Origin of the sequence: Dehalobacter sp. 12DCB1 (genome assembly GCF_004343605.1) — a bacterium.
Lineage (GTDB): Bacteria > Bacillota > Desulfitobacteriia > Desulfitobacteriales > Syntrophobotulaceae > Dehalobacter.
Genome location: NZ_POSF01000006.1, coordinates 25,996 through 48,403, shown reverse-complemented (window position 1 = coordinate 48,403; position 22,408 = coordinate 25,996). Strand labels below are relative to the sequence as shown.

The window sequence follows — 22,408 nt, the reverse complement described above, 5'->3', positions numbered from 1 at the left end:
AAGACCGCCTGGTGAATTCAGACCGCAGGGACAAAGGCCGCCTGGTGAATTCAGACCACAGGGACAAAGACCGCCTGGTGAATTCAGACCACAGGGACAAAGACCACCTGGTGAATTTAGACCGCAGGGACAAAGACCACCTGGTGAATTTAGACCGCAGGGTCAAAGACCACCGATGAGCGGCGATCGGCCGTATGCGCCAAGACCGCAGGGTGATTTTCGTCCATCACATCGTCCTGCAGGTGATGACCGGAGACCACAAGGCGGCGGACGCCCGTTCTCCGATAGCGGAAGAAGACCTTCCCAGGGACAGCGCCCAGGGACAGATAAAAAAGCCCCCCAAACTCAAAGGATCAAGATTGAAGGAAAATCCGTTGAGCTTACTGTCGCTGAGCAGCCAGTAAAACGCCAGCCGCCGGAGAAAAAGAAAGCCCATGAAAATAAAGAGTTTCTATTTGATAAACGGCGTAATGATGAAAAAGATTTTTCTTCCATCTTAAGAAAAAATGACCGGAATCAACCAAACCGGAACCAACCCAATAAGATGGTTAAAGAAGTGGTCCCCAAGCATATTATTATTCCTGAGTCCTTGTCAGTTCAGGAGCTGGCGCTCAGAATGAGCCGCAAAGCCGGTGAGGTCATCAAGGAATTAATGAAGCTTGGTGTTATGGCGACCATCAATCAGGAAATTGATGCTGATACAGCGACGATTGTAGCTACCGAAATGGGTATGACGATTGAGGTTAAAGCTGAGAAATCCATGGCAGTCATTGAGGAAGTAGAAGATGATGCGTCCACGCTCAAATTCCGTCCTCCTGTTGTGACGGTCATGGGTCACGTCGATCACGGAAAAACATCTTTGCTCGATGCGATTCGTTCCGCCAATGTCATAGCATCTGAAGCCGGCGGGATTACCCAGCATATCGGTGCTTATCAGGTGGAAATTAAAAACCAAAAGATTACTTTTTTGGATACTCCTGGTCACGAGGCTTTTACAGCTATGAGAGCGAGAGGGGCTCAGGTCACGGACATTGCCATACTGGTAGTGGCTGCGGATGATGGCGTTATGCCCCAGACCGTGGAAGCGATTAATCATGCCAAAGCGGCCAATGTACCGATTATCGTAGCGATCAATAAAATTGATAAAGAAAACGCTAATCCGGACCGTGTTAAACAGGAACTGACCGAGTACGGCCTGGTTGTTGAAGAATGGGGCGGGGATACGATCACCGTGCCGGTCTCGGCCAAAGCCAGACTTAACATTGACAACCTGCTGGAAATGATCCTGCTTGTTGCGGAGATGAAAGATCTAAAGGCTAATCCGAATCGACTGGCAACCGGAACCGTTATCGAAGCGAAACTTGATAAAGGTAAGGGGCCTGTGGCAACGGTTCTGGTCTCCAAAGGTACGCTGAATATTGGTGATATTATTATTGCTGGGCATTCATTTGGCCGGATCAGAGCTATGGTTGATGACAAAGGCCGCAGGGTCAAAAAAGCCGTCCCTTCCATGCCTGTAGAGGTTCAAGGGTTGTCTGAAGTTCCACCGGCCGGAGAAATCTTCAATGTTGTCAACGACGAGAAACTTGCCCGCAGTATTACCGATGCGCGCGTCGATGAGAAAAAGGCCGAAGAAGTCAAGCAAAAGTCCAGGATCAGCCTCGATGACCTTTTTGATAAGATCAAAGAAGGCGAAGTCAAAGATTTGAACATCATTATTAAAGCTGATGTTCAGGGTTCTGTCGAAGCGATTAAACAGTCTCTGGCCAAGCTGACGACCTCGGAAGTCCGGGTAAACATCATTCACGGCGGAGTGGGTGCGATCAGTGAATCCGATGTGATGCTCGCTGCTGCTTCCAATGCGATCATCATTGGCTTTAATGTCAGACATGATTCCAATACGAAATCGACAGCAGAACTCCAGGGTGTCGATATCAGAATGTACAGAGTCATTTATGATGCGATTGATGATATCAAAGCCGCTATGGAAGGTATGCTCGATCCTGATTTTAAGGAAGTCATTCAGGGTAAAGCGGAAGTCCGCCAGATTTTCAAGGTGCCAAAGGCTGGAACTGTTGCCGGCAGCTATATAACCGACGGTAAGATTCATCGATCGGATAAGATCAGGGTTATCAGAGACGCAATTGTCATCCACGAGGGAGACCTGGAATCTCTGAGACGTTTCAAAGATGATGCCAAGGAAGTTGCGGAAGGATACGAATGCGGGATTGGCTTAAAGAACTTCAATGATCTTAAAGAAGGAGATATCTTGGAAGCCTTTACGATGGAGGAAGTTAAAAGAGAGCTCTAGACTAGCATTGGAGGTTTTCTGAATGGCTAAACACAGGGCTTTTCGCCTGGCAGAATCGATCAAAGCAGAAGTGGCACAGATGATCCGGGAGGATATCAAAGATCCGCGGCTCGGATTCGTGACCGTCACGGATGTGGAGGTTGCTGACGATTTGCGGCATGCCAAAATATTCGTCAGCGTATTGGGAACAGAAGAGGAAATGAAAAGCAGTTTGGATGTTTTAAATAAAGCATCCGGATATCTGCGCAGCGAACTGGGTAAAATCATCAGCCTGCGCTATTTTCCCGAGATCACTTTCAAGTATGATCAGTCTATTGAACATGGCGCCCATATTTCCAAGCTGCTTCGTGAGGTTGGCGCGAAAGGTGAATCCAGCGATGGACAAGACGACGAATAAGGTGATCTCAGAACTGGCCAAAAAATTGGATACAATCTCCGAGGCTGCACTGCTTACGCATATATCCCCGGATGGGGACTGCATAGGTTCAATGCTTGCTTTGGGGATTGCCTTAGAAGGTCTGAACAAAAAAATATGTTATTATAATCCTGGGTTTCTGCCGGTAAATTTGAAGTTTCTTCCGGGTGTGGACAAGATATGTTCTGTTCTGCCTCCGGAAGAGTTTCCAGAAACCCTTATTTTTATTGACTGCGCTGAAGCGGAAAGAGCGTATAGCACTCTTTGCCCGGAGTTTCTTCAGGGAAAAACGGTGATTAATATTGATCATCATATTTCCAATAACGGTTTCGGTACGGTTAATTGGATTGATGCCGGCGCAGCCGCCACAGGTGAAATGATTTTTCACCTGCTGGGTGAAATGGGAGTTTCCATGACCAAGGAAATTGCAGAGAATCTCTATACTGCGATTATTACGGATACAGGCAGGTTCAGCTACAGCAATACCACAGTCGAAAGCTTCAGGATTGCTGCGGAATTGCTCAAAACAGGCCTTGATCTTGTTCAGATCAACAATATACTGTTTGAACAGAAAAGCTTGGCTCAGACCAGACTGCTGCAAAAAGCGCTGACGAACCTGGAACTTCATCAGCAGGGAATGATGGCTGTCATTGTTCTGACCAGAGAAGACTTTGAAGAAACAGGTGCAGATGAGAGCTTAAGTGAAGGCTTGGTGAACTATGCACGCAATATCGAAAAGGTGGAAGCTGCTGCGCTGTTAAAAGAAATTGCCCCGGATGAAATCAAAGTCAGTTTCCGATCCAATACCTGGCTTGATGTAAACCAAGTTGCCAGCCGGTTCGGCGGAGGCGGACACCGGCGGGCATCAGGCTGTTCTATTAATGGAACAATGGGTCAAGCCAGGCAAATGATTGTATCTGCACTTGAGGAGGCCCTGAACGTTGGACGGGATCATTAATGTTTTAAAACCTGTTGGCATGACTTCCACAGACGTTGTTAGGTGGCTGTTTCGGAAAACACAGGCCGGCAAGGCAGGCCATATTGGGACGCTGGATCCCGGTGCTGCCGGGGTGCTTCCGATTTGCCTTGGCAAGGCAACGCGGCTGGCAGAATACCACAGCGACCAGGGAAAAAGTTATAGAGCTGAGATTACACTCGGAATCACGACAGATACGCAGGATGCTTTCGGACAGGAACGATCGAGGATTGTGCCTATGGTATCACGAGAACAATTTGCAAATACACTGGAGAATTTTCTTGGTGTCATTGAACAGGAACCGCCCATGTATTCCGCTGTCAGAAAAAATGGCAGGCGTCTGTACGAATATGCCCGCCAGGGGATCGATGTTGCAAGAGAAAAAAGACAGGTGGAGATCAAGCGGCTGGATCTGGTGGAATGGCATGAAGAGACGTTTCCAAGAGTTCTATTCGATGTGGAATGCTCCAAAGGAACGTATATACGCACTTTATGTCACGATATTGGCGCTGCCCTGGGTTGCGGTGCACATATGTCCTTTTTGCTCAGATTAAGCGCAGGCAAGTTTACGCTGGATTCCACCTACACACTGGAAGAGATTGATCAGGCGCTTGCCGACGGCGATGAACACATGCTCCTGGCCCCGGAATGGGGGCTCACACTGCCAAAGGCAAGTATACCGGCCTATCGGCTTGCCGCTTTCCGAAACGGGCTTTCTACCGGAGGGGATCTTGTTGATGCTGAAGTGTACGCGGAACAGCTTCCTGTTCAGGTATTTTGTGAGGGACGTTTTATTGGCATAGGGAATTGGGAAAACGGATGTTTATGCCCCAATAAGGTCATGGGTTAGCAAAGGTCAACAAGGTACTAGGGGGTAAAGGTTTTTGGAAGTTTGCACTCTGATTCCGGGATACAAATTTGAGCCGACTGTGCTTGCTCTGGGGAATTTTGACGGTATACACCTAGGACATCAGGAGCTGTTGAAGCACGGCTTAGAGAAAGCACGTTCACTGAAGACATTGTTTTCAGTTTTGCTTTTTGATCCCCATCCGCTGAAAGTACTTCATCCAGATAGAAAACTGGAATTGATTACCGGCAAGGATGAGAAAATCATGCTATTTGAAAAATTTGGCGTAGACAGAGTGCTCTTATTGCCTTTCTCTCCGGGATTTGCCGAGACAACGCCGCAGGAATTCGTTGAAAATATTCTGCTGAAGATCAGGGCCGTTCATGTTATTGTTGGCTTCAACTACTCCTTTGGCTGTCATGGCAAAGGAAAACCTAGCGACCTCGAAAAGTTTGGTGAAACTTACAATTTTGGGGTAAGTGTTGTCCAAGCCCAGATGCTTGACGACAGAGTGATCTCTTCGACCGAAATCAGACGTGCACTTCTGAACGGGGATATCGATCTAGCCAAGTTGATGATGGGACGCGCACCTACGATTATCGGAACGGTGGTTCACGGTGACGGGCGGGGTAGGGATATTGGATTTCCGACAGCCAACATAGAGACGTATGAGGACTTGCTAATCCCCAAAAATGGTGTGTATGTCGTTACTGCAAAAATTGACGGCAGGATCTACGGCGGGATGATGAACATCGGGATTGTACCGACCTTTAAAACCGGCCTAGAGAAGACCACGGAGATTCATTTTTTTGATTTTCACGGAGATTTATATCAGAAGGACTTATTCATAGATATTCAGGCCAGATTGCGTTCCGAGAAGAAATTTAATGGAGTCAAGGAAATCACGGAGCAACTCGGTAAAGACATGAAAGCCGCAAAACAAAAGCTGCAAAAACAAAACTTTACAAAATTTATGGAATAAGTTAAAATGACAAGGATAACCGCTGACTGGGTTCGACGAATCTCCACCGTCTTACTTGGCAGCAGGCGCTTAAAAAATATGGAGGTGCAGAACCAATGCTTACACCGGAGAAAAAGAAGGATATCATTGCGAAGTTTCAGCAGCATGAAGGAGACACAGGTTCACCCGAGGTTCAGATCGCTCTTCTCACTACGAGAATCAATGAGCTGACAGAACATTTCAAGACCCATAAGAAAGATCATCATTCCCGCCGGGGTCTTTTTAAATTGATTGGACAACGCCGTGCAATGCTGAACTACCTCAAGAAATCCGATTTTAATCGTTACCGCACAGTAGTAACAGAACTTGGCTTACGTCACTAAAAACCATCGAAAATATTTTGGTCATTCAATTTATATGTCGATATTTACAGGAGCGTGTTCAGCGCTCTTTGTATTTATGTATTAGGGTATTTATCTTAAGAAAAATTGTCCGGATTGTTTTTTTTGTTCGGGTGCAGGAAATAATAAATAATATGTCGAACACACTCCGGATAATAAAAAATTGTGAATAAAAGAAGCGTATTTAAGGAGGTTTCCAAAGTGACTCAAGAAGTCTTGGAACGCTCGCTACAGGTTGGAGGCAGAAACCTGTCGTTTGAAACCGGTATCATAGGTCGTCAAGCCGGAGGGGCAATTTATGCCAGATATGGAGACACAGTCATATCTGCATTTGCAACGACCAGTTCTAAACCACGGGAAGGGATCGACTTTTTCCCTTTGACTGTTGATTTGGAAGAACGTTTTTATGCCGTAGGAAAGATTCCCGGTGGATTCATCAAAAGAGAAGGCAGACCTAGTGAGAGGTCCATATTGTCGTCAAGACTGATAGACAGACCGGTCCGTCCGCTTTTCCCGGACGGTTATCGTAACGATGTACAGATCAGTGCGATGGTCATGTCCGTCGATCAGGACTGTGCACCGGACGTAACGGCTATCAACGCAGTTTCGGCTGCGCTCACGATTTCCGATATTCCTTTTCTGGGTCCTATTGCCGCCGTGGTTGTCGGACTTGTCGACGGAGAGTTTGTCGTTAACCCAACGGTAGCTCAGGCGGAAATCAGTAAAATGCATCTGACTGTTGCTGGAACCAAAGATGCGATTATGATGGTCGAGGCTGGCGCCAAGGAAGTCCCTGAGGATCAGATGCTTGAAGCGATCATGTTTGCGCACGAAGAAATTAAAAAGATAGCAGAGTTTATTGAGAGATACAGGGGGGCAGCCCTGGAAGTGGGACTTGCCAAAGCCAAAAGAGAAGTCACTCCGGTCGAGATCCCTGCGGAAATATCTGACAAGGTCCTGGCCTGGGGTTATGACAAGCTCGATCAGGCTATCCGTATTGAAGAAAAACTGGCCCGCCAGGAAGCTGTTGAAAAGGTCAAAGCAGACGCGCTCGAAGTTTTTGCCGAGGAATTTCCTGAGGATTTAAAATTAGTTACGAAAATATTGGATGACCTGACCCATAAAATTGTCCGTAAGCTGATTACCCACGAACATATCAGGCCTGATGGCCGTGCTCTGGATGAGATCAGACCAATCACGATTGAAGTCGGACGTCTGCCGAGAACACACGGTACCGGTCTGTTTACGCGCGGACAGACACAGGTACTCACGGTTGCGACATTAGGAGCTGCCGGTGATGAGCAGATTATTGACGGTTTGGGATTGGAAGACTCTAAACGTTATATGCACCATTATAATTTTCCGGCCTTTAGTGTCGGCGAAGTCCGTCCAAACAGGGGACCGGGCAGACGTGAGATTGGTCACGGCGCTTTGGCAGAACGCGCCTTGCTGCCGATGATTCCTCCGGAAAGTGAATTCCCGTATACGCTGCGTCTGGTTTCCGAAGTATTGGAGTCCAACGGGTCGAGCTCCATGGCTTCCGTCTGCGGCAGCACACTCGCTCTAATGGATGCAGGGGTTCCGATTAAGGCCCCGGTAGCTGGGATTGCAATGGGATTGATTAAAGAAGAAGACCATTTTGCGATTCTTACCGATATTCAGGGTTTAGAAGACCACGATGGTGATATGGACTTTAAAGTAGCCGGTACTGCCGAGGGCATTACAGCACTGCAGATGGATATCAAGATCAAAGGCGTCAACCGTGAGATCCTCACACAGGCTCTGGCTCAGGCCAAGGCCGGCAGGATGTTCATCCTGGACAAAATGCTGCAGGTTTTGCCGCAGCCCAGACCGAATCTTTCACCCTATGCACCGAGGATTATTACGTTCTCGATTCACCCTGACAAAATCAGGGATGTCATCGGACCAGGCGGCAAGATCATTAAGAAGATCGTCGAAGAGACCAAAGTTAAAATCGATATTGAAGACGACGGTCAGGTATTTATCGCTGCAGTGGATGGTGAAGCCGGAGACAAGGCAGCTGAAATCATCCGCGCTTTGACGCAGGATATTGAGGTTGGGAAAATTTACAAGGGTAAAGTTGTCCGGATCATGGATTTTGGTGCCTTCGTCGAAGTGATTCCCGGGGTGCTTGGACTTCCGGGTAAGGACGGTCTCGTGCATATCTCCCAGCTCGATGTGAACCGTGTGAACAAAGTAGAAGATATCGTCAAACTTGGCGACGAGATCATCGTCAAGGCTACCGGCATCGATAAGCAGGGCAGATTGAACCTGTCCCGTAAAGACGCTCTCGGACAGAGCCAGGGCCGGAAAGAATAAAAAATTTTTGCGAGCTTTAATGGAGCTAACTAAACTCAGCTCACAGAAGGCGTCTCATATATAATTGAGGCGTCTTTTTTCTATTCTTGGGCAGTGTAGCATTGCACAGATACTCCGCTCACACGTTTCCGCAGCTACAAACAGGAATCCTCGCTAACACGCCAAAACCTCTGGGCCTACTCTAATACGTTATGGTACTTGAAATTAGTGTCTCCATAATGCATAGCCAGCGTCAAGCGGAGCATGATGCGGAGCGCGGCTTTTTGTGCCATGGATGGCACAATAGCCGAAAGCGGTTATGTATTATGGAGACCCGCCTTAAATAAGTATTGAATAGTCAATATAAAATGACGTCTGTATTACTTCTCATCGTCATATTAATGTAGGGGAGGGGATGCATATGTCATTTTTTCCTCTGACGAAGATTAAATTCAAAGCAATTACCCTGTTCGTTGTTTTTATCGGTCTAACCCTGATGCAAACCCGAGTCGTCGGAGTCGACAACCCTAATTTGCCCGTTCTGGTTGATCAGGTCCAGACGGACCAAAAGATGATTGCGCTTACCATTAATGTCGACTGGGGAGAAGAGTATATCCCGGAAATACTGGATATTCTCAACCGCTATCAGGCCAAGGCAACGTTTTTTGTGACGGGTAAATGGGCAGCCAAGCATCCCGAACTTATTCAGCAGATTGCAGCAAAAGGACATTTGCTTGGCAATCACAGCTATTCCCATCCGCATCCAGACAATCTGACTGTGGTTCAAAATAAAGAAGAGTTAAGCAAGACGGAAAATATAATTAAAGAAGCGACCGGGTGCAAAACAATATACTATGCTCCTCCATATGGGGAAAAAGGGAAAAACGGACTTCAGGCAGCAGATGAGCTGGGTTATACGACCATCCTCTGGACGCTGGACACGATTGACTGGAAGCTGGAGAGCACGCCGGAACTGATAGCCCAGAGAATTTTGGATCCTAAAATACGATATGGCGTAAAACCGGAGAAAAAAGGTGCTATTGTCCTGATGCATCCAAAGGAGAATACCGTCAAGGCGTTGCCCGATATCTTAGCCGGTTTAAAAAATGAAGGTTTTAGTTTCGTAACGATAGAAAAATTAATAACAACTGGATTAACAGGAAATACTACTCCTTGAGCAAAATGAAGGGGTGGTACAATTGAAAAAAAGATTCTTGGGCATCATTCTGAGTTTGCTGACCATGATGCTGACAGCAGGCAGTCCTCTATATGCCCAAAATACCAGGTTGTCCGGAGAAATGACGATCGAGACGTCCAGTTTATCAAGCGGAAAATGGACGCTTCCATATGTAACAGCGCATTCGGCAGTGCTGCTTGACGCGGAAACAGGAGAGCTGCTATATGACAGAGACGGAAATGCCCAGCGGCCGCCCGCTAGCACTACCAAGATTATGACCGCAATCCTGGCTCTGGAATTGACAGATCAGGAGGAGATAGCCACGGTCAGTGAGAAAGCTGGCAATGTTGGGGAATCCTCTATTTATCTGGACAAGGGAGACAAGATTAAGATTGGAGAATTACTGGAAGGAGCGCTCTTAAGCTCCGGTAATGATGCGTGTGTCGCGCTTGCTGAAAAGACCGCCGGAAGTCAGGATGAGTTTATCCGGCTAATGAATCAGAAAGCAGTCTCGCTGGGTGCTTATAACACAAATTTTATCAATCCAAACGGTCTGCCCGATCCAAATCATTATTCCACGGCATATGACCTGGCTCTTATCACCAGATATGCGATGAATACCTCTCAATTTGCCGAAATCGTAAGCCAAAAATATTCAGTCATTAACTTTGAGGAGCCCCGTAAGTCTCAAAATGCCAAAAACACCAATAAACTTCTGTGGAATTATCCTTTGGCGGATGGTGTAAAAACGGGAACGACCAATGCAGCAGGGAAATGCCTGGTCGCGTCAGCCAGTAAAGACGGGCGGAGACTGATCTGCGTTGTACTGAATGCACCGGATCGTTTCGGAGATGCCCAAAGACTTCTGCAATGGGGCTTTGATTATACCGGAATCATTGAAATAGGGAAAAAAGGGGACGTTGCAGGCAACTTTGCGATTTCAAATACGCAACTTCCGCTGGTTCTAAGCAAAGATATCCGGCTCTGTCTTGAAAAAGACACGATTAAAAGTCTTAAGATGCAGATAAACTTAAGGACGGAGATTGACTATCCAATTAAAGAAGGAGACATTCTAGGTCATTACCAAATTTATGCAGGGGACAAGCTTCTTAAAGAAGTACCACTCCTGGCACAGCATGATGGGAAAAACCCGGACAATCTTCCCGGAAGAGTCCGAATCTTTGTGGACGATTTACTGGATTTCTTTGCTAAGAAAGGATAAACTAAATAGAGCGTTATCTATGTGCTTAAGGGGGAAGAACATTGCATCGAAAACACGTATTGCCTAACGGAGTCCGTATCATTACCGAAGAGATAGATTTTGTCCGTTCCGTGGCAATCGGGATTTGGGTCGGAACAGGGTCCCGCAACGAAACGGCAGGGTATGAAGGGATCTCACATTTTATTGAACATATGTTTTTCAAAGGAACCGAAAAACGAAGTGCCCGTCAGCTAGCCGAGTCTCTGGAAGCTGTCGGTGGTCAGATCAATGCGTTTACAACGAAGGAACTTACCTGTTATTACGCCAAAGTGCTGGATGAGGACATTTCTCTCGCGGTTGATGTCTTAAGTGATATGTTTTTTAACTCTCTCTTTGATCCGAAGGAGATAGATAAAGAAAAAAATGTTGTCATTGAAGAAATCAAAATGTATCAGGATTCTCCGGATGAGCTGATCCATGATCTCTTTTCCCAATATGTCTGGCATAAAGACCCGCTGGGCAAACCGATCCTTGGTATGGAAGAAACCATTCATGATTTAAGCAGTGAGAAGGTCAGGCATTATCTAGAGACGCACTATACACCTGATCAGGTCGTCATTGCGGTAGCCGGAAAAATCAAGCATGAGGATATCATCCGCCAGCTAGCCATGTTCGGTGATTTTCAGAGACAAAGAACAGATTCCATCAAGGAAAACCCTCAGGGGACGACCTGTAGAAAAGCGGTTGGCAAAGATACCGAGCAGATGCACCTGATTGTCGGGGTGCCGGGGCTTGGACAGGATCATGAGGATATCTATGTGATGCATGTGATCAACAGCATTTTAGGTGGAGGGCTTAGTTCGCGCCTTTTTCAGGAAATCAGGGAACAGAGAGGTCTGGCGTATTCTGTCTATTCCTATCACTCCACCTATGTCGACACCGGTCTGTTTGCGGTGTATGCAGGCACGAGCCCTGGAAATACGGATGAAGTCATCAAATGTATCCTCGATGAATTGAATAAATTAAAAAGAGAAGGATTAACTGAAGAGGAACTCATGAAAACGAAAGCCCAGATCAAGGGCAACCTTTATCTGGGACTAGAATCTGTTAGCAGCAGGATGAGCAGGCTCGGCAAAACAGAGCTGTCTTTTGGCGAAGTAAAAACACCGGAAGAGGCAGTTGAAAAACTGGAAAAGGTCACCACGGCCGATGTCAAGAGAGTGATGGAGCGTCTCTGGCAGAAAGAAAAAATCAGCATCCTTACGCTGGGACAAAAGGATTATAATACAGATTTTGACAGGATTATTGAGGAAGCTTTTGCAGAAACATGATGCCATAAAGGCAAAGAAAAAATGCGGAGGAAGAAGAGAACGATGCTGGAAGAGAGGATTCGAGTCAAGATAAAGAAGATTTCGGACGGAGATGCGGACAGATCCAATGTACCTTTTTATGCAACGGCAGGAGCCGCAGGCGCAGACCTATTTGCTTCTCTGGACCAGGACATGGTTGTGAGGCCAGGGGAAAGGGTCCGTGTTCCTACCGGAATAGCCATAGAACTGCCAGGCCCGCAGGTGGCAGCTTTTGTGTTCGCCCGCAGCGGCCTGGCAGATAAAAAAGGTCTTGCTTTAAGCAACGGAGTCGGTGTCATTGATTCCGACTTCCGGGGTGAAATCAAAGTGCTGATGATTAATCTTGGAAAAGAAGACGTTGTCGTCAGCAATGGTGACCGCATTGCCCAGATTGCGTTTATGCCCGTCTGCCGGGCCATTTTTACAGAGGTTGAAGATCTGGGTGACACGCTCAGGGGGGAAGGCGGATTCGGCTCGACTGGCTTATAGAAAGTCAGTTAAGCTGATTCATTTTATTGTCCAAGTCTTTTCGGCCTTTTCAAAAAGAAAGTCAAAAAGACTGCTAACAAACATAGGATACACGAAATGGTAAACGCAAGTGAATAGCTTTTCATCGCATCCGCGATTTGAGCTGCCATCAGGGGGCCAAAGACGCCGCCGACACCCCAGGCAGTAAAGACAAAACCATAATTTACTCCGGCATGTTTTGTACCAAAATAGTCATAGGTTGCTGATGGGAAGAGTGAAAGCAAAGAACCGTAGCCTAATCCTGCAATGGCTGCACCTAACGCAATTAATACCGGAGTATTGTAAGTGCTGAAAGCAAGCATGTTGAGCGCCTGTATCAAAAAGAAAATACGCATCGACCAGGAACGCCCTATTTTATCGGAAAGCCAACCGGCAATAACCCTGCCGGAGGCATTGAAAACGGCCAGTAAAGCGACCATCGCGTACCCCCAGGAAATGCCGGCCTGCGTCTTGGCAATTGAAGAAAGCTGGCTGATGATCATCAGCCCGGCGCTGGCGCCTGCCGCATACATCACCCAAAGCAGATAGAATTCCCGTCTTATAAGCATTTGCCGCCAGTTCAGGCCTCCTGTCGGGGCAGTAGAAGCTGAAGGGGAAGCTGTGCTACTTCGAGATTGGCCGCTTAGAGTGGAAGGAACAGTCAGCAGCTGGGCAAGTAAAACAATAATTAGTAAGAATAGGATCCCTTCAATACGGAAGGTGTTCTCTATGTCAAACCTTCTCAGCAAAGCATTGGTTAATGGTGCGATATAAAGAGAAGCTAAACCAAAACCGGCAACAACCACACCCGAGATCAGACCTTTTTTTTCTGGGGGAAACCATTTGACTGCGGCAGGTGTCGCAGCCGAGTATCCGAGCCCGATCCCCATCCCGGCAATTAAACCGAAAGTAACGATCAGCATGGTCAGTGAGTGCGTAAAGCTGCTCAGGATTAAGCCACTGCCTGCCATGATTCCGCCAAGGGCAGCAATCCAGCGGGGGCCGTACCGGTCTTGAAGATATCCGCCGGGAACCATCATCAAGGCAAACACTGCGCAGGCGACCATATACGGAACAGAAGCCGCTGTCTTAGTCCAGTGGAATTGCTCAATCAGAGCAGCTGCAAAGACGCTCCAGGTGTAAAGGACACCAAGAGCTAAATTAATACCTGTTCCGGCCAAAGTAACTGTCCAACCTTGTTTCGCTCTGTTCATCATTATCTTCCTTTCTTTATCTGTCCATCGATCCTGATAGAATCCGGCCAGCGTTATCTTTTTACGTATCTTATCAGAAAAGAGATCAAAGGTTTGTGATTCTGACTGCAAAAGCAGTATTCAGCACGTCAACGGAAGATAATAAAGCGTTACCCGTTTACGAAAGAATAATGCCGTTTTTTCCCTCATAGATATGCTTAGGGGGGATTCCAAATGAAAGCCCTGAAGTGTTTATGAGTATTCTATATAGTGTTCTGCTGGCACTCGGGATTGCTGTATCATTGAGAACAAGAGTAAAAGTCATGATGTGGAGGTCTCCTGAGGCGCCTAACCGTTTGGCCAAAGCCATTACCCAGCTGGTCGGGACTGCGGGCGGAATTTATATATCTTTGGAACTGCTGCTGACCTTTCTAGGGATACCCGAAAACATCTGGAATCCTTCATCAGTTTATTTTATAAAACCACTGGCTGTTTTTTCGCTGATCATTGCGATACTGCAGCCCTATGGTCAAAAACTATGGGAAACGTTCCGGGGCAGGAGTGTGTAATATGCTTTTAAGTGAACTGTCAGGAAAAGAAATTATCAATCTTCATGATGGCGCGAAGCTCGGTTCAATTGGCGAGAGTGATATAAAAATTAGCCCCGAAGGAAAAATTGAGGCAATTATCATTGATTCAAGAGCGGGGTACGGAAGGTTTTTTAATAAAAACAGTGAAAAAGAAAGCGGGTACGTGGTCGTCCCCTGGAAAGCCATCAAAAAAGTAGGCAGCGAAGTGATTATCGTAGATATCGATATGTAGGACCGCTCCTTACCGTCCATGGCATCGCGGCATTGGGCCATCCGTGGCCGTCATTTGACAGGTTTCTATTGATATAATAGAATAAGAAGAGTATTAAACCCCGAAAGGCTTCTGGCGCGGGGTTTTGCGTTACCGTATTCAGGAGGGGTATATTTGAACAAAATACGCGTATTTGTTGCCGGAGCATGTGGCAAAGTGGGCATGGAAACAGTCAGGACAATACGTCTGCAGAAGGATATGGAGCTTGTAGGGGTATCAGATATTCAGAATCAAGGGAAGGATATTGGATCAGTCCTTGGACAGCCACCATTTGACATACAGATTTCCGGACAGATGGAAATAGAAAAATTAAAAGAATTGCATGTAGATATTCTCGTTGATTTTACGAATCCCCAATCGGTGTTTTCCAATGCCAAAACTGCAATTAAGGCGGGGGTTATTCCTGTTATTGGAGCGACTGGGCTGGACGACCATGAAATTAGCGAATTGGAAGATTTGTCCAAAGAGGCCGGCACCGGAGTTTTTATAGCACCAAATTTTGCGCTTGGCGCAATCCTGATGATGAAGTTTGCAAAAGAAACCGCAAAATACTTTCATCACGTCGATATCATTGAATATCATCATGATCAGAAGCTGGATGCACCTTCCGGTACTGCTTTGAAAACCGCGGATATGATCTCTGAGATCCGGGAACCGATCATCCAGGGACATCCGAATGAATATGAAAAAATACCCGGTGCGCGGGGCGGAGACCTGAATGGCATTCACATCCATTCCGTCCGTTTACCGGGACTGATTGCCCATCAGGAAGTCATTTTCGGAGGATTTGGACAGACACTTACGATCCGTCATGACGCATATACACGGGAAACCTACATGCCCGGGGTGATGCTGGCCATTCGTAAAGCATGTAATTTGACCGGACTTGTTGTCGGACTCGAGAATTTCCTGGATTAGTTTAAGCACCGCGTTTCTCGGCTGCTCATATACTGGATAGTAGTTAACTGGACACTATCCAGTAAGGAGGCATAAACATGAATGCGGTACTTGAAGGAGTTCGCCTGGCAGTAATCGGCGGGGATGATAGAGAAATATTTCTTGTCCCTGAGCTGCAAAAGTGTGGGGCGAAGATCATCGGGCTCGGTCTGGAAAAGTCTCCGCTTGGAGACAGCATTGAGCATGCCAAATCTTTTACCGAGATTATTGCTAAAGCAGATGCGCTTATCTTACCTATGTTTGGGACAGATGAGCGGGGCCTGATCAAAGCAAAGTATTCTAATTCTCCGATCATCTTAAATAATGAAGTTCTGGAATCGATTCCGCCTAGTGTTCCGCTGTTTATAGGCTGGGCCCGTCCTGCCCTAATCAGTGCAGCCGAAAAGATGAACATAGACCTCGTGGAAATAGCAAACCGTAATGAAATGGTCATTTTGAATTCGATACCTTCAGCCGAGGGGGCGGTTCAGATGGCAATGGAGGCCACCACGATCACCATTCACAGCAGTGAAAGCTTTGTTTTGGGTCTTGGACGCTGCGGCATGACACTGGTGAATCTACTGAAGGGAATGGGAGCAAGAGTTACGTGTGTTGCACGTAAGCCCTCAGACCAGGCCCGGGCTATAGAGATGGGAGTACGTTCAATCGGTTTTTCTGATCTTGAAAAGGAAATCAACAGGGCGGAAATTGTTTTCAATACCGTACCAGCCCTGATTCTTGGCAGAGATCTGCTGAACAAAATGTCCCGGGAAACCGTCATTATTGATATTGCCTCTATTCCGGGAGGTATTGACTTTGAATATGCCCAGATGCTTGGTATTAAGGCTCAGCTTGCCCCTGGCCTGCCAGGTATTGTTGCGCCAAAGACTGCCGGAAAAATGCTGGCGAAGCTTTATCCACCTCTGATTCTTGAGCACCTTGCACCTGCTGCTGCAGTCCGGAGGGGGGTGCCCAAAAATGAGATTTGAAAAGCTGCACATCGGTTTCGCGCTGACCGGTTCCCATTGTACCCTTGGCCAGGTCATGGGGGTGATCAGACAGCTTGTCGAAGAAGGAGCAGATATAACGCCGATTGTTTCGGAGTCCGTTAATACAGTGGATACGAGATTCGGAGAAGCAGCGTACTGGAAAGCTAGACTTAAAGAGATTACAGGGAAAGACCCGATCAGAACTATTCCGGAAGCAGAACCGATCGGGCCGGGCAAGTTTTTTGATTGCATGGTTATTGCGCCTTGTACCGGAAATACACTTGCCAAACTCGCTAACGGAATCACCGATACACCCGTCTTAATGGCTACCAAAGCACATTTGCGCAACTTAGGACCTGTGGTAATTGCTATATCTACAAATGACGGGTTAGGGGTTAACGCTAAAAATATTGGAGCTTTACTCTTAGCAAAGAATATCTATCTGGTGCCTTTTGGTCAGGACAGCCCGCTCAAAAAAACCAATTCTCTCGTTGCCCAGATGAATAAAATACCGGACACGATATTGATGGCCTGCCAGGGAAAGCAAATCGAACCGCTCTTGGTAGAAATTACTTCTTCTGAGTAGCCAAAATATTTAGTATCCTATGAGAGAATAATGATTTATACTATATTAATACTTAGTTGTCGAAAGTGAATTGTCAGAATTATTGAATATTCATGTTTAGGAGGATCTCAATGCCAAATATTGCAATTGTCGGGGCAACGGGTGCCGTTGGTCAGGAATTTTTGAAAATTCTTGCAGAACGGAAGTTTCCGGTGGATGAGCTTCGCTTGCTTGCGACGAAAAGATCAAGTGGATCACGGATTTCCTGGCAGGGAAAAGAAATAGAAGTACAAGAAACAACGAATCAGAGCTTTCAAGGCATTGATATCGCCTTATTTGCGGGTGGTTCCGCCAGTACGGAGTATGTGCCGGCCGCAGTCCAGAGCGGAGCAGTCGTTATTGACAACAGCAGTGCTTTTCGGCTAAATCCGGATGTTCCTCTGGTTGTGCCTGAAGTCAACCCCGAAGATGTCAAATGGCATAAAGGGATTATTGCCAATCCGAACTGTTCCACGATTATCATGGTCGTGGCACTGAAACCACTCGAAACTCTTTCGCCAATCAAGCGCATTGTGGTATCGACGTATCAGGCAGTTTCAGGCGCGGGAAAAGAAGGGATTATTGAACTGGAGGAACAGGTGAAGTCGTGGAGCAACGGGGAAAAGATCACGGATATCGATACCTTTCCATATCAGATCGCCTTTAACCTGATACCCAGAATTGATGTATTCCAGGAGGGTGACTATACAAAGGAAGAATGGAAAATGGTCAAGGAAACCCAAAAAATCTTCCACAGGGATGATATGCGTATTACGGCTACCTGTGTCCGTGTTCCAGTCTTTCGTTCCCACTGTGAATCCATCAATATTGAGACTGAGAAAAAAATCACGATTGATCAGGTCAAGGCTGCGCTTGCCCAGGCTCCCGGCGTAATCTTAAAAGACGATTCGGCGAAAGATATTTATCCGATGCCGCTCGATAGCTCGAACAGGGATGAAGTTCTGGTCGGAAGAATCCGGGAAGATCAAACCATTGATCAGGGGATTAATCTCTGGATTGCGGGTGATCAGATTCGCAAAGGTGCAGCGACAAATGCGGTCCAGATTGCAGAATTGCTGTTATCATAGTAAGGAAAGCAAAATCAGAACAAGTTAAGAAAGTAGAGGAAGGAGAAATTATCTTGCGGATATTGGTTCAAAAATTTGGCGGAACTTCCCTGGCCAATCCGGAAAGAAGAGCGCAGGTCGCGGCTAAGGTTTCCGAGGCTATTAATCAAGGATATTCGCCTGTAGTTGTTGTTTCTGCAATCGGGCGTTCGGGAGATCCCTATGCGACTGATACGCTGATTAAGATGGTCTCAAACATTTATTCCGAAGTGCCCAAAAGAGAAATGGACTTGCTCTTAAGCTGTGGAGAAATCATTTCGGGCAGCATTATGGTTAGCACCCTGCAGGGCCTCGGGCTGGAAGCTATTCTTTTAACGGGTGGACAGGCCGGCATTATCACCAATAGCAGTTTTGGCGATGCAAGAATTGTCAAAATCGAACCGGAAAATATCCTGGAACAGCTGAAAGAAGGCAAAGTTGTTGTCGTTACGGGCTTCCAGGGTATGACCGAAGACGGACAAATTACAACCCTGGGCAGAGGCGGAAGCGATACGACGGCCTGTTCGATTGGTGTCGCACTAAATGCTGAAGCAATCGATATTTATACGGACGTCGAAGGTATTATGACTGCAGACCCCCGAATCGTCCAGGATGCCAAAATCCTTGACGTGATCACCTATAATGATATCTGCCATCTGGCGCATCAGGGAGCTAAAGTCATCCATCCGCGCGCCGTGGAAATCGCGATGCAGAAGAATATCCCACTGCGGGTAAAATGTACGTTTTCCGATGCTCCAGGAACGCTGGTCACCAATGTTCAGCCCGACCTCGCGGAGGGTTCGGACATGATCGGTGACAGGATTATTACCGGGATTGCACATACCCCGAATGTCACCCAGATCAAGATCCACATTCAAGAAGAAGAAAATAAACCCAAAGCGATCACCAAAATATTTAAGGGGATGGCTTTAGCGGATATTAGTGTCGATTTCATCAGCGTTCAGCCGGAAACTGTCCTGTATACCGTTCGTGATGAGCTGGCAAAGAAAGCCATCAATATTTTAAAGAATCTGGGTTTCAACCCTGAATCCGCACCAGGATGTGCTAAGATCGCGCTTGTTGGCGGGGGGATTGCCGATGTGCCCGGCGTCATGGCCAATATGGCAGAAGCACTTGCTGAGAGCGGCATTGAGATTCTTCAGTCCGCTGACTCCCATACTACGATCTGGGTGCTTGTCAGAAAGGAACATATGGTTCCGGCTGTTCAGTCTTTGCACAAAAAATTTGAGCTTGGCATTTGACAGCCTGGCAGTGCATAAAATAGTTTATGGAGGAAAGAGAAATGTTTGGCAGCGTTTTAACCGCTATGGTCACACCATTTAACGATAAGCTGGAGATTGATTATCCTGCAGCCGCAGTGTTGGCCAGATATTTGGCTGAAAACGGCACAGAAGGGATCGTCGTAGCCGGAACAACCGGTGAGAGCCCTAATCTGACCGGTGAAGAAAAGCTTAAGCTTTTTATGACAGTGAAAGAGGCGGTTGGGGATACGTGTAAAGTCATTGCAGGCGTGGGTACCTATTCGACCCGTGAAAGTATTGAACTTGCCGAGAAAGTCTCAAATCAGCTCGATGGCATTATGGCAGTAGTTCCGTATTACAGTAAACCTTCTCAGGAAGGTCTTTATGAGCATTTTAGAGCCATTGCAGCGGCTACAGACCGGCCTGTGATGCTTTATAACATACCAGGAAGGACAGTCATCAATCTTCTTCCTTCTACAGTCGCCAAACTAGCTGAAACCCCAAATATTGTCTGCATTAAAGAAGCAGCAGGATCGATGGATCAGGTCAGTGAACTGAAAAAGGAACTGCCTTCGACCTTTGCGATTTATTCGGGCGATGATTCACTGACCTTGCCGATGCTGTCTTTAGGCGGGAGAGGGATTGTAAGTGTCGCTTCGCATCTGATCGGTACCCAGATGCAAAAAATGGTTGCTGCGTTTAAGGCCGGCGATATGGAGAAAGCTTTAAAATGGCATCTACTACTGTTCCCGATTTTTAAAGGGATGTTCGTGGCAACAAATCCAGTGCCTGTGAAGTATCTGCTGAATGAAGTCGGCATCAAAGCCGGAGGCTACCGGTTGCCCATCGTTGGCCCGACCCAGACGGAACAGGCTTTCTTAAAAGAATTGCTCACGAATATCCGGAATCTGCCTGAAGAGGTCTAATCTCAGAAATTGCTTTCAGATAAAATCAAAAAAATAATAAATAATTTAAAACTTTGGCTATGCCGAAGTTTTAGTTTTATTCGCGAATGGGGAACAATAATGTTGGAAGCGGTTCACCCAGCTTGCATATCTGATATTCAAGTACTATAATAAATTCAATGGTGTTGTACGGCTAACCGAATAATGGAATCAAAGAAACCAAGAGGTATTTTTGCCTGTTTCTATTTTTGTTTGTGTTTTTTTGTTTTAGTCTTTTTTATCCTGCTCAGGTACTTCGGGGTATCTTATTGTATTCTCTAGGTTTACAAATTAATAGGATTACAATTGAAATTAATAAAGTGAAATATATATAAATTAATGGAGGTATTGCCTTTGCCAAAAGAACACAAACTGCAAATTATCCCTTTAGGCGGGTTGGGTGAGATCGGAAAAAACATGACGCTGGTAAAGTATGACAACCAGATGATCATGATTGACGCCGGTATGGCTTTTCCTGAAGATGACATGCCCGGAATTGATTTGGTCATCCCTGACTATTCCTATGTCATTGAAAACAAGGACATGTTGCTAGGGATTGTGGTGACCCATGGCCATGAAGATCATATCGGGACATTCCCGTATCTTCTAAAGGACATAGACGCGCCTGTATTTGCGCCAAAACTTACCTTGGGACTGATCCAGGCCAAATTAAAGGAGTGCAATGTCAACCGGTTTAAATCGACTGTCGTCAATCCTGGAGAGAGTATCAAGCTTGGCGTTTTTAAAATTGATTTTATCCGGGTCAACCACAGTATACCTGATTCTGTGAGTCTGGCCATCCATACACCCCTTGGTGTGATCGTTCATACCGGAGATTTTAAACTAGATCATACTCCCGTTACCTCAGAGATCCTGGATATCTATAAATTCTCCGAATTGGGTGAAAAAGGCGTACTCTGCCTAATGTCCGACAGCACGAATGTAGAAAGGCCTGGTTTCACGATGTCGGAGAGAGTGGTCGGTCAGATGTTTGACGATGTATTCCGCACCGCCAAGGAAAGGATCATTTTAGCCAGCTTTGCTTCGAATATCCATCGCGTGCAGCAGGTCATCACCGCTGCTTTCAAAACAAACAGGAAGGTTGCCATTGTCGGCAGGAGCATGCAGAATTACGCCTCAATCGCTGCTGAATATGGCTATCTGATCATTCCAGAAGGAACGCTGGTCGATGTAGAAGAGGTTCTTCAGCTGCCACCGAATCAGGCCTGTATTATTACAACAGGGAGCCAGGGAGAACCGATGTCGGCGCTTTCCCGTATGGCTTCTAGCGATCATAAGCAGGTCGAAATCCTGCCCGGTGATACCGTGATTATTTCCGCCAGTCCGATTCCCGGAAATGAGAAATCGGTTGCCCGGACCATCGATCAGTTGTTTAAACTTGGCGCTAATGTGATCCACGAACAAGCATCGGGCGTCCATGTTTCCGGTCATGGCAGTCAGGAAGAATTAAAGTTGATGCTGAATATGGTGAGACCGCAGTATTTTATCCCTGTACACGGTGAGTATCGCATGCTGATTAAGCATGGCCAGATTGCCGAACAACTTGGCATTCCGCACAAAAATATTTTTATTGCTGAAAATGGAAGTGTCATTGAGTTCACCAGAAATGGAGCAGGTATTGCCGGGAAAGTGCCATCCGGCAGAATTTTAGTGGATGGATTGGGCGTAGGGGACGTAGGCAATATTGTGCTGCGCGACCGCAAACAGCTGTCTCAGGACGGTATTTTAATTGTAGTTATTGCGCTGAGCCGCTCCACCAATGAAATCGTTGCCGGACCCGATATCGTGACCAGGGGATTTGTCTATGTCCGAGAATCCGAATCGATGCTGGATGAGGCCAAAGAGAAAATCAGACAGACCACTGAGCGCTGCCTCGAGAACGGTATCATTGAATGGGTCACACTCAAAAATCAGATTAAAGAAGTTCTAGGCAAGCATCTGTACGAAAAAACGAAAAGAAAACCGGTCATTCTGCCAATTATTCAAGAAGTGAAATAAGTTCAATAACTTCCAACATTTTTTTCCTAA

21 protein-coding genes are annotated in these 22,408 nt (G+C 46.6%); 20 read left to right on the top strand and 1 reads right to left on the bottom strand.

Features of this window, described 5'->3' with window-relative positions:
* The 11 genes from infB to dut all read left to right on the top strand — a co-directional run.
* Positions 1-2,311 (top strand): translation initiation factor IF-2 (infB, locus tag C1I38_RS03460; protein WP_207668612.1); only part of this gene is annotated, 2,311 nt, incomplete at its 5' end.
* Positions 2,312-2,333: 22 nt separating this feature from the next.
* The gene (rbfA, locus tag C1I38_RS03455) at positions 2,334-2,708 is read left to right on the top strand and encodes a 30S ribosome-binding factor RbfA (RefSeq protein ID WP_015044118.1); all 375 of its coding nucleotides are present in this window, start codon (positions 2,334-2,336) and stop codon (positions 2,706-2,708) included.
* Entirely contained in the window at positions 2,689-3,684 is a 996-nt protein-coding gene (locus C1I38_RS03450) for a bifunctional oligoribonuclease/PAP phosphatase NrnA (RefSeq protein ID WP_119774480.1), read from the top strand. Before rbfA ends, C1I38_RS03450 begins: the two co-directional genes overlap by 20 nt.
* Positions 3,668-4,552, top strand: coding sequence for a tRNA pseudouridine(55) synthase TruB (truB, locus tag C1I38_RS03445; RefSeq protein WP_119774479.1), 885 nt, complete (start codon positions 3,668-3,670; stop codon positions 4,550-4,552). The genes C1I38_RS03450 and truB overlap by 17 nt, the downstream gene beginning before the upstream one ends.
* Before the next feature lie 34 nt (positions 4,553-4,586).
* Positions 4,587-5,531, top strand: a complete 945-nt coding sequence (locus tag C1I38_RS03440) for a bifunctional riboflavin kinase/FAD synthetase (RefSeq protein ID WP_119774478.1) — start codon at positions 4,587-4,589, stop codon at positions 5,529-5,531.
* 95 nt (positions 5,532-5,626) lie between these two features.
* The gene (rpsO, locus tag C1I38_RS03435; protein WP_019226874.1) at positions 5,627-5,893 is read left to right on the top strand and encodes a 30S ribosomal protein S15; all 267 of its coding nucleotides are present in this window, start codon (positions 5,627-5,629) and stop codon (positions 5,891-5,893) included.
* A gap of 219 nt (positions 5,894-6,112) precedes the next feature.
* Positions 6,113-8,251 (top strand): polyribonucleotide nucleotidyltransferase, encoded by a 2,139-nt coding sequence (locus C1I38_RS03430; RefSeq protein WP_119774477.1) that lies wholly within the window; start codon positions 6,113-6,115, stop codon positions 8,249-8,251.
* A 400-nt stretch (positions 8,252-8,651) separates the two neighbouring features.
* Positions 8,652-9,407, top strand: coding sequence for a polysaccharide deacetylase family protein (locus C1I38_RS03425; RefSeq protein ID WP_119774476.1), 756 nt, complete (start codon positions 8,652-8,654; stop codon positions 9,405-9,407).
* A gap of 13 nt (positions 9,408-9,420) precedes the next feature.
* On the top strand, positions 9,421-10,629 hold the full coding sequence (locus C1I38_RS03420; protein WP_243103600.1) for a D-alanyl-D-alanine carboxypeptidase family protein: 1,209 nt from the start codon (positions 9,421-9,423) through the stop codon (positions 10,627-10,629).
* Positions 10,630-10,670: 41 nt separating this feature from the next.
* Positions 10,671-11,939 carry a pitrilysin family protein gene (locus C1I38_RS03415; protein ID WP_119774474.1) on the top strand — a complete coding sequence of 423 codons (1,269 nt, stop codon included), beginning with the start codon at positions 10,671-10,673 and terminating at the stop codon, positions 11,937-11,939.
* Positions 11,940-11,981: 42 nt separating this feature from the next.
* The gene (gene dut, locus C1I38_RS03410) at positions 11,982-12,446 is read left to right on the top strand and encodes a dUTP diphosphatase (RefSeq protein WP_119774473.1); all 465 of its coding nucleotides are present in this window, start codon (positions 11,982-11,984) and stop codon (positions 12,444-12,446) included.
* 23 nt (positions 12,447-12,469) lie between these two features.
* Here dut and C1I38_RS03405 read toward each other — a convergent pair whose 3' ends face one another.
* Positions 12,470-13,678: an OFA family MFS transporter gene (locus C1I38_RS03405; RefSeq protein ID WP_119774472.1), complete on the bottom strand. Its 1,209-nt coding sequence runs from the start codon at positions 13,676-13,678 to the stop codon at positions 12,470-12,472.
* A 233-nt stretch (positions 13,679-13,911) separates the two neighbouring features.
* Between C1I38_RS03405 and C1I38_RS03400 the strand changes: the two genes are divergently transcribed.
* The 9 genes from C1I38_RS03400 to C1I38_RS03360 all read left to right on the top strand — a co-directional run bounded on the left by C1I38_RS03400 (position 13,912) and on the right by C1I38_RS03360 (position 22,378).
* Positions 13,912-14,226 carry a hypothetical protein gene (locus C1I38_RS03400; RefSeq protein WP_020493057.1) on the top strand — a complete coding sequence of 105 codons (315 nt, stop codon included), beginning with the start codon at positions 13,912-13,914 and terminating at the stop codon, positions 14,224-14,226.
* A gap of 1 nt (position 14,227) precedes the next feature.
* Positions 14,228-14,479 carry a YlmC/YmxH family sporulation protein gene (locus C1I38_RS03395; protein ID WP_020493056.1) on the top strand — a complete coding sequence of 84 codons (252 nt, stop codon included), beginning with the start codon at positions 14,228-14,230 and terminating at the stop codon, positions 14,477-14,479.
* 153 nt (positions 14,480-14,632) lie between these two features.
* The gene (gene dapB / locus C1I38_RS03390; RefSeq protein ID WP_119774471.1) at positions 14,633-15,436 is read left to right on the top strand and encodes a 4-hydroxy-tetrahydrodipicolinate reductase; all 804 of its coding nucleotides are present in this window, start codon (positions 14,633-14,635) and stop codon (positions 15,434-15,436) included.
* 77 nt (positions 15,437-15,513) lie between these two features.
* Positions 15,514-16,443, top strand: a complete 930-nt coding sequence (gene dpsA, locus C1I38_RS03385) for a dipicolinate synthase subunit DpsA (protein WP_119774470.1) — start codon at positions 15,514-15,516, stop codon at positions 16,441-16,443.
* A complete protein-coding gene (locus C1I38_RS03380) occupies positions 16,433-17,029 on the top strand; it encodes a dipicolinate synthase subunit B (RefSeq protein WP_020493053.1) in 597 nt (198 codons plus the stop codon). The genes dpsA and C1I38_RS03380 overlap by 11 nt, the downstream gene beginning before the upstream one ends.
* A gap of 110 nt (positions 17,030-17,139) precedes the next feature.
* Positions 17,140-18,135, top strand: coding sequence for an aspartate-semialdehyde dehydrogenase (locus tag C1I38_RS03375; RefSeq protein ID WP_119774469.1), 996 nt, complete (start codon positions 17,140-17,142; stop codon positions 18,133-18,135).
* Between the two features lie 53 nt (positions 18,136-18,188).
* Complete coding sequence (dapG, locus tag C1I38_RS03370) at positions 18,189-19,415, top strand: aspartate kinase (RefSeq protein ID WP_020493051.1); 1,227 nt, start codon at positions 18,189-18,191, stop codon at positions 19,413-19,415.
* A 41-nt stretch (positions 19,416-19,456) separates the two neighbouring features.
* Complete coding sequence (dapA, locus tag C1I38_RS03365; protein ID WP_119774468.1) at positions 19,457-20,341, top strand: 4-hydroxy-tetrahydrodipicolinate synthase; 885 nt, start codon at positions 19,457-19,459, stop codon at positions 20,339-20,341.
* Between the two features lie 372 nt (positions 20,342-20,713).
* Complete coding sequence (locus C1I38_RS03360; RefSeq protein ID WP_026156643.1) at positions 20,714-22,378, top strand: ribonuclease J; 1,665 nt, start codon at positions 20,714-20,716, stop codon at positions 22,376-22,378.
* The last annotated feature ends 30 nt before the right edge of the window (positions 22,379-22,408 follow it).

Excerpts from the sequence above, each read along its gene's own strand:
- rbfA (WP_015044118.1), top strand. The coding sequence starts at position 2,334 with ATGGCTAAACACAGGGCTTTTCGCCTGGCAGAATCGATCAAAGCAGAA.
- C1I38_RS03450 (WP_119774480.1), top strand. The coding sequence starts at position 2,689 with ATGGACAAGACGACGAATAAGGTGATCTCAGAACTGGCCAAAAAATTG.
- rpsO (WP_019226874.1), top strand. The coding sequence starts at position 5,627 with ATGCTTACACCGGAGAAAAAGAAGGATATCATTGCGAAGTTTCAGCAG.
- C1I38_RS03425 (WP_119774476.1), top strand. The coding sequence starts at position 8,652 with ATGTCATTTTTTCCTCTGACGAAGATTAAATTCAAAGCAATTACCCTG.
- dut (WP_119774473.1), top strand. The coding sequence starts at position 11,982 with ATGCTGGAAGAGAGGATTCGAGTCAAGATAAAGAAGATTTCGGACGGA.
- C1I38_RS03405 (WP_119774472.1), bottom strand. The coding sequence starts at position 13,678 with ATGAACAGAGCGAAACAAGGTTGGACAGTTACTTTGGCCGGAACAGGT.
- C1I38_RS03400 (WP_020493057.1), top strand. The coding sequence starts at position 13,912 with ATGAGTATTCTATATAGTGTTCTGCTGGCACTCGGGATTGCTGTATCA.
- C1I38_RS03395 (WP_020493056.1), top strand. The coding sequence starts at position 14,228 with ATGCTTTTAAGTGAACTGTCAGGAAAAGAAATTATCAATCTTCATGAT.
- dpsA (WP_119774470.1), top strand. The coding sequence starts at position 15,514 with ATGAATGCGGTACTTGAAGGAGTTCGCCTGGCAGTAATCGGCGGGGAT.
- C1I38_RS03380 (WP_020493053.1), top strand. The coding sequence starts at position 16,433 with ATGAGATTTGAAAAGCTGCACATCGGTTTCGCGCTGACCGGTTCCCAT.
- C1I38_RS03375 (WP_119774469.1), top strand. The coding sequence starts at position 17,140 with ATGCCAAATATTGCAATTGTCGGGGCAACGGGTGCCGTTGGTCAGGAA.
- dapA (WP_119774468.1), top strand. The coding sequence starts at position 19,457 with ATGTTTGGCAGCGTTTTAACCGCTATGGTCACACCATTTAACGATAAG.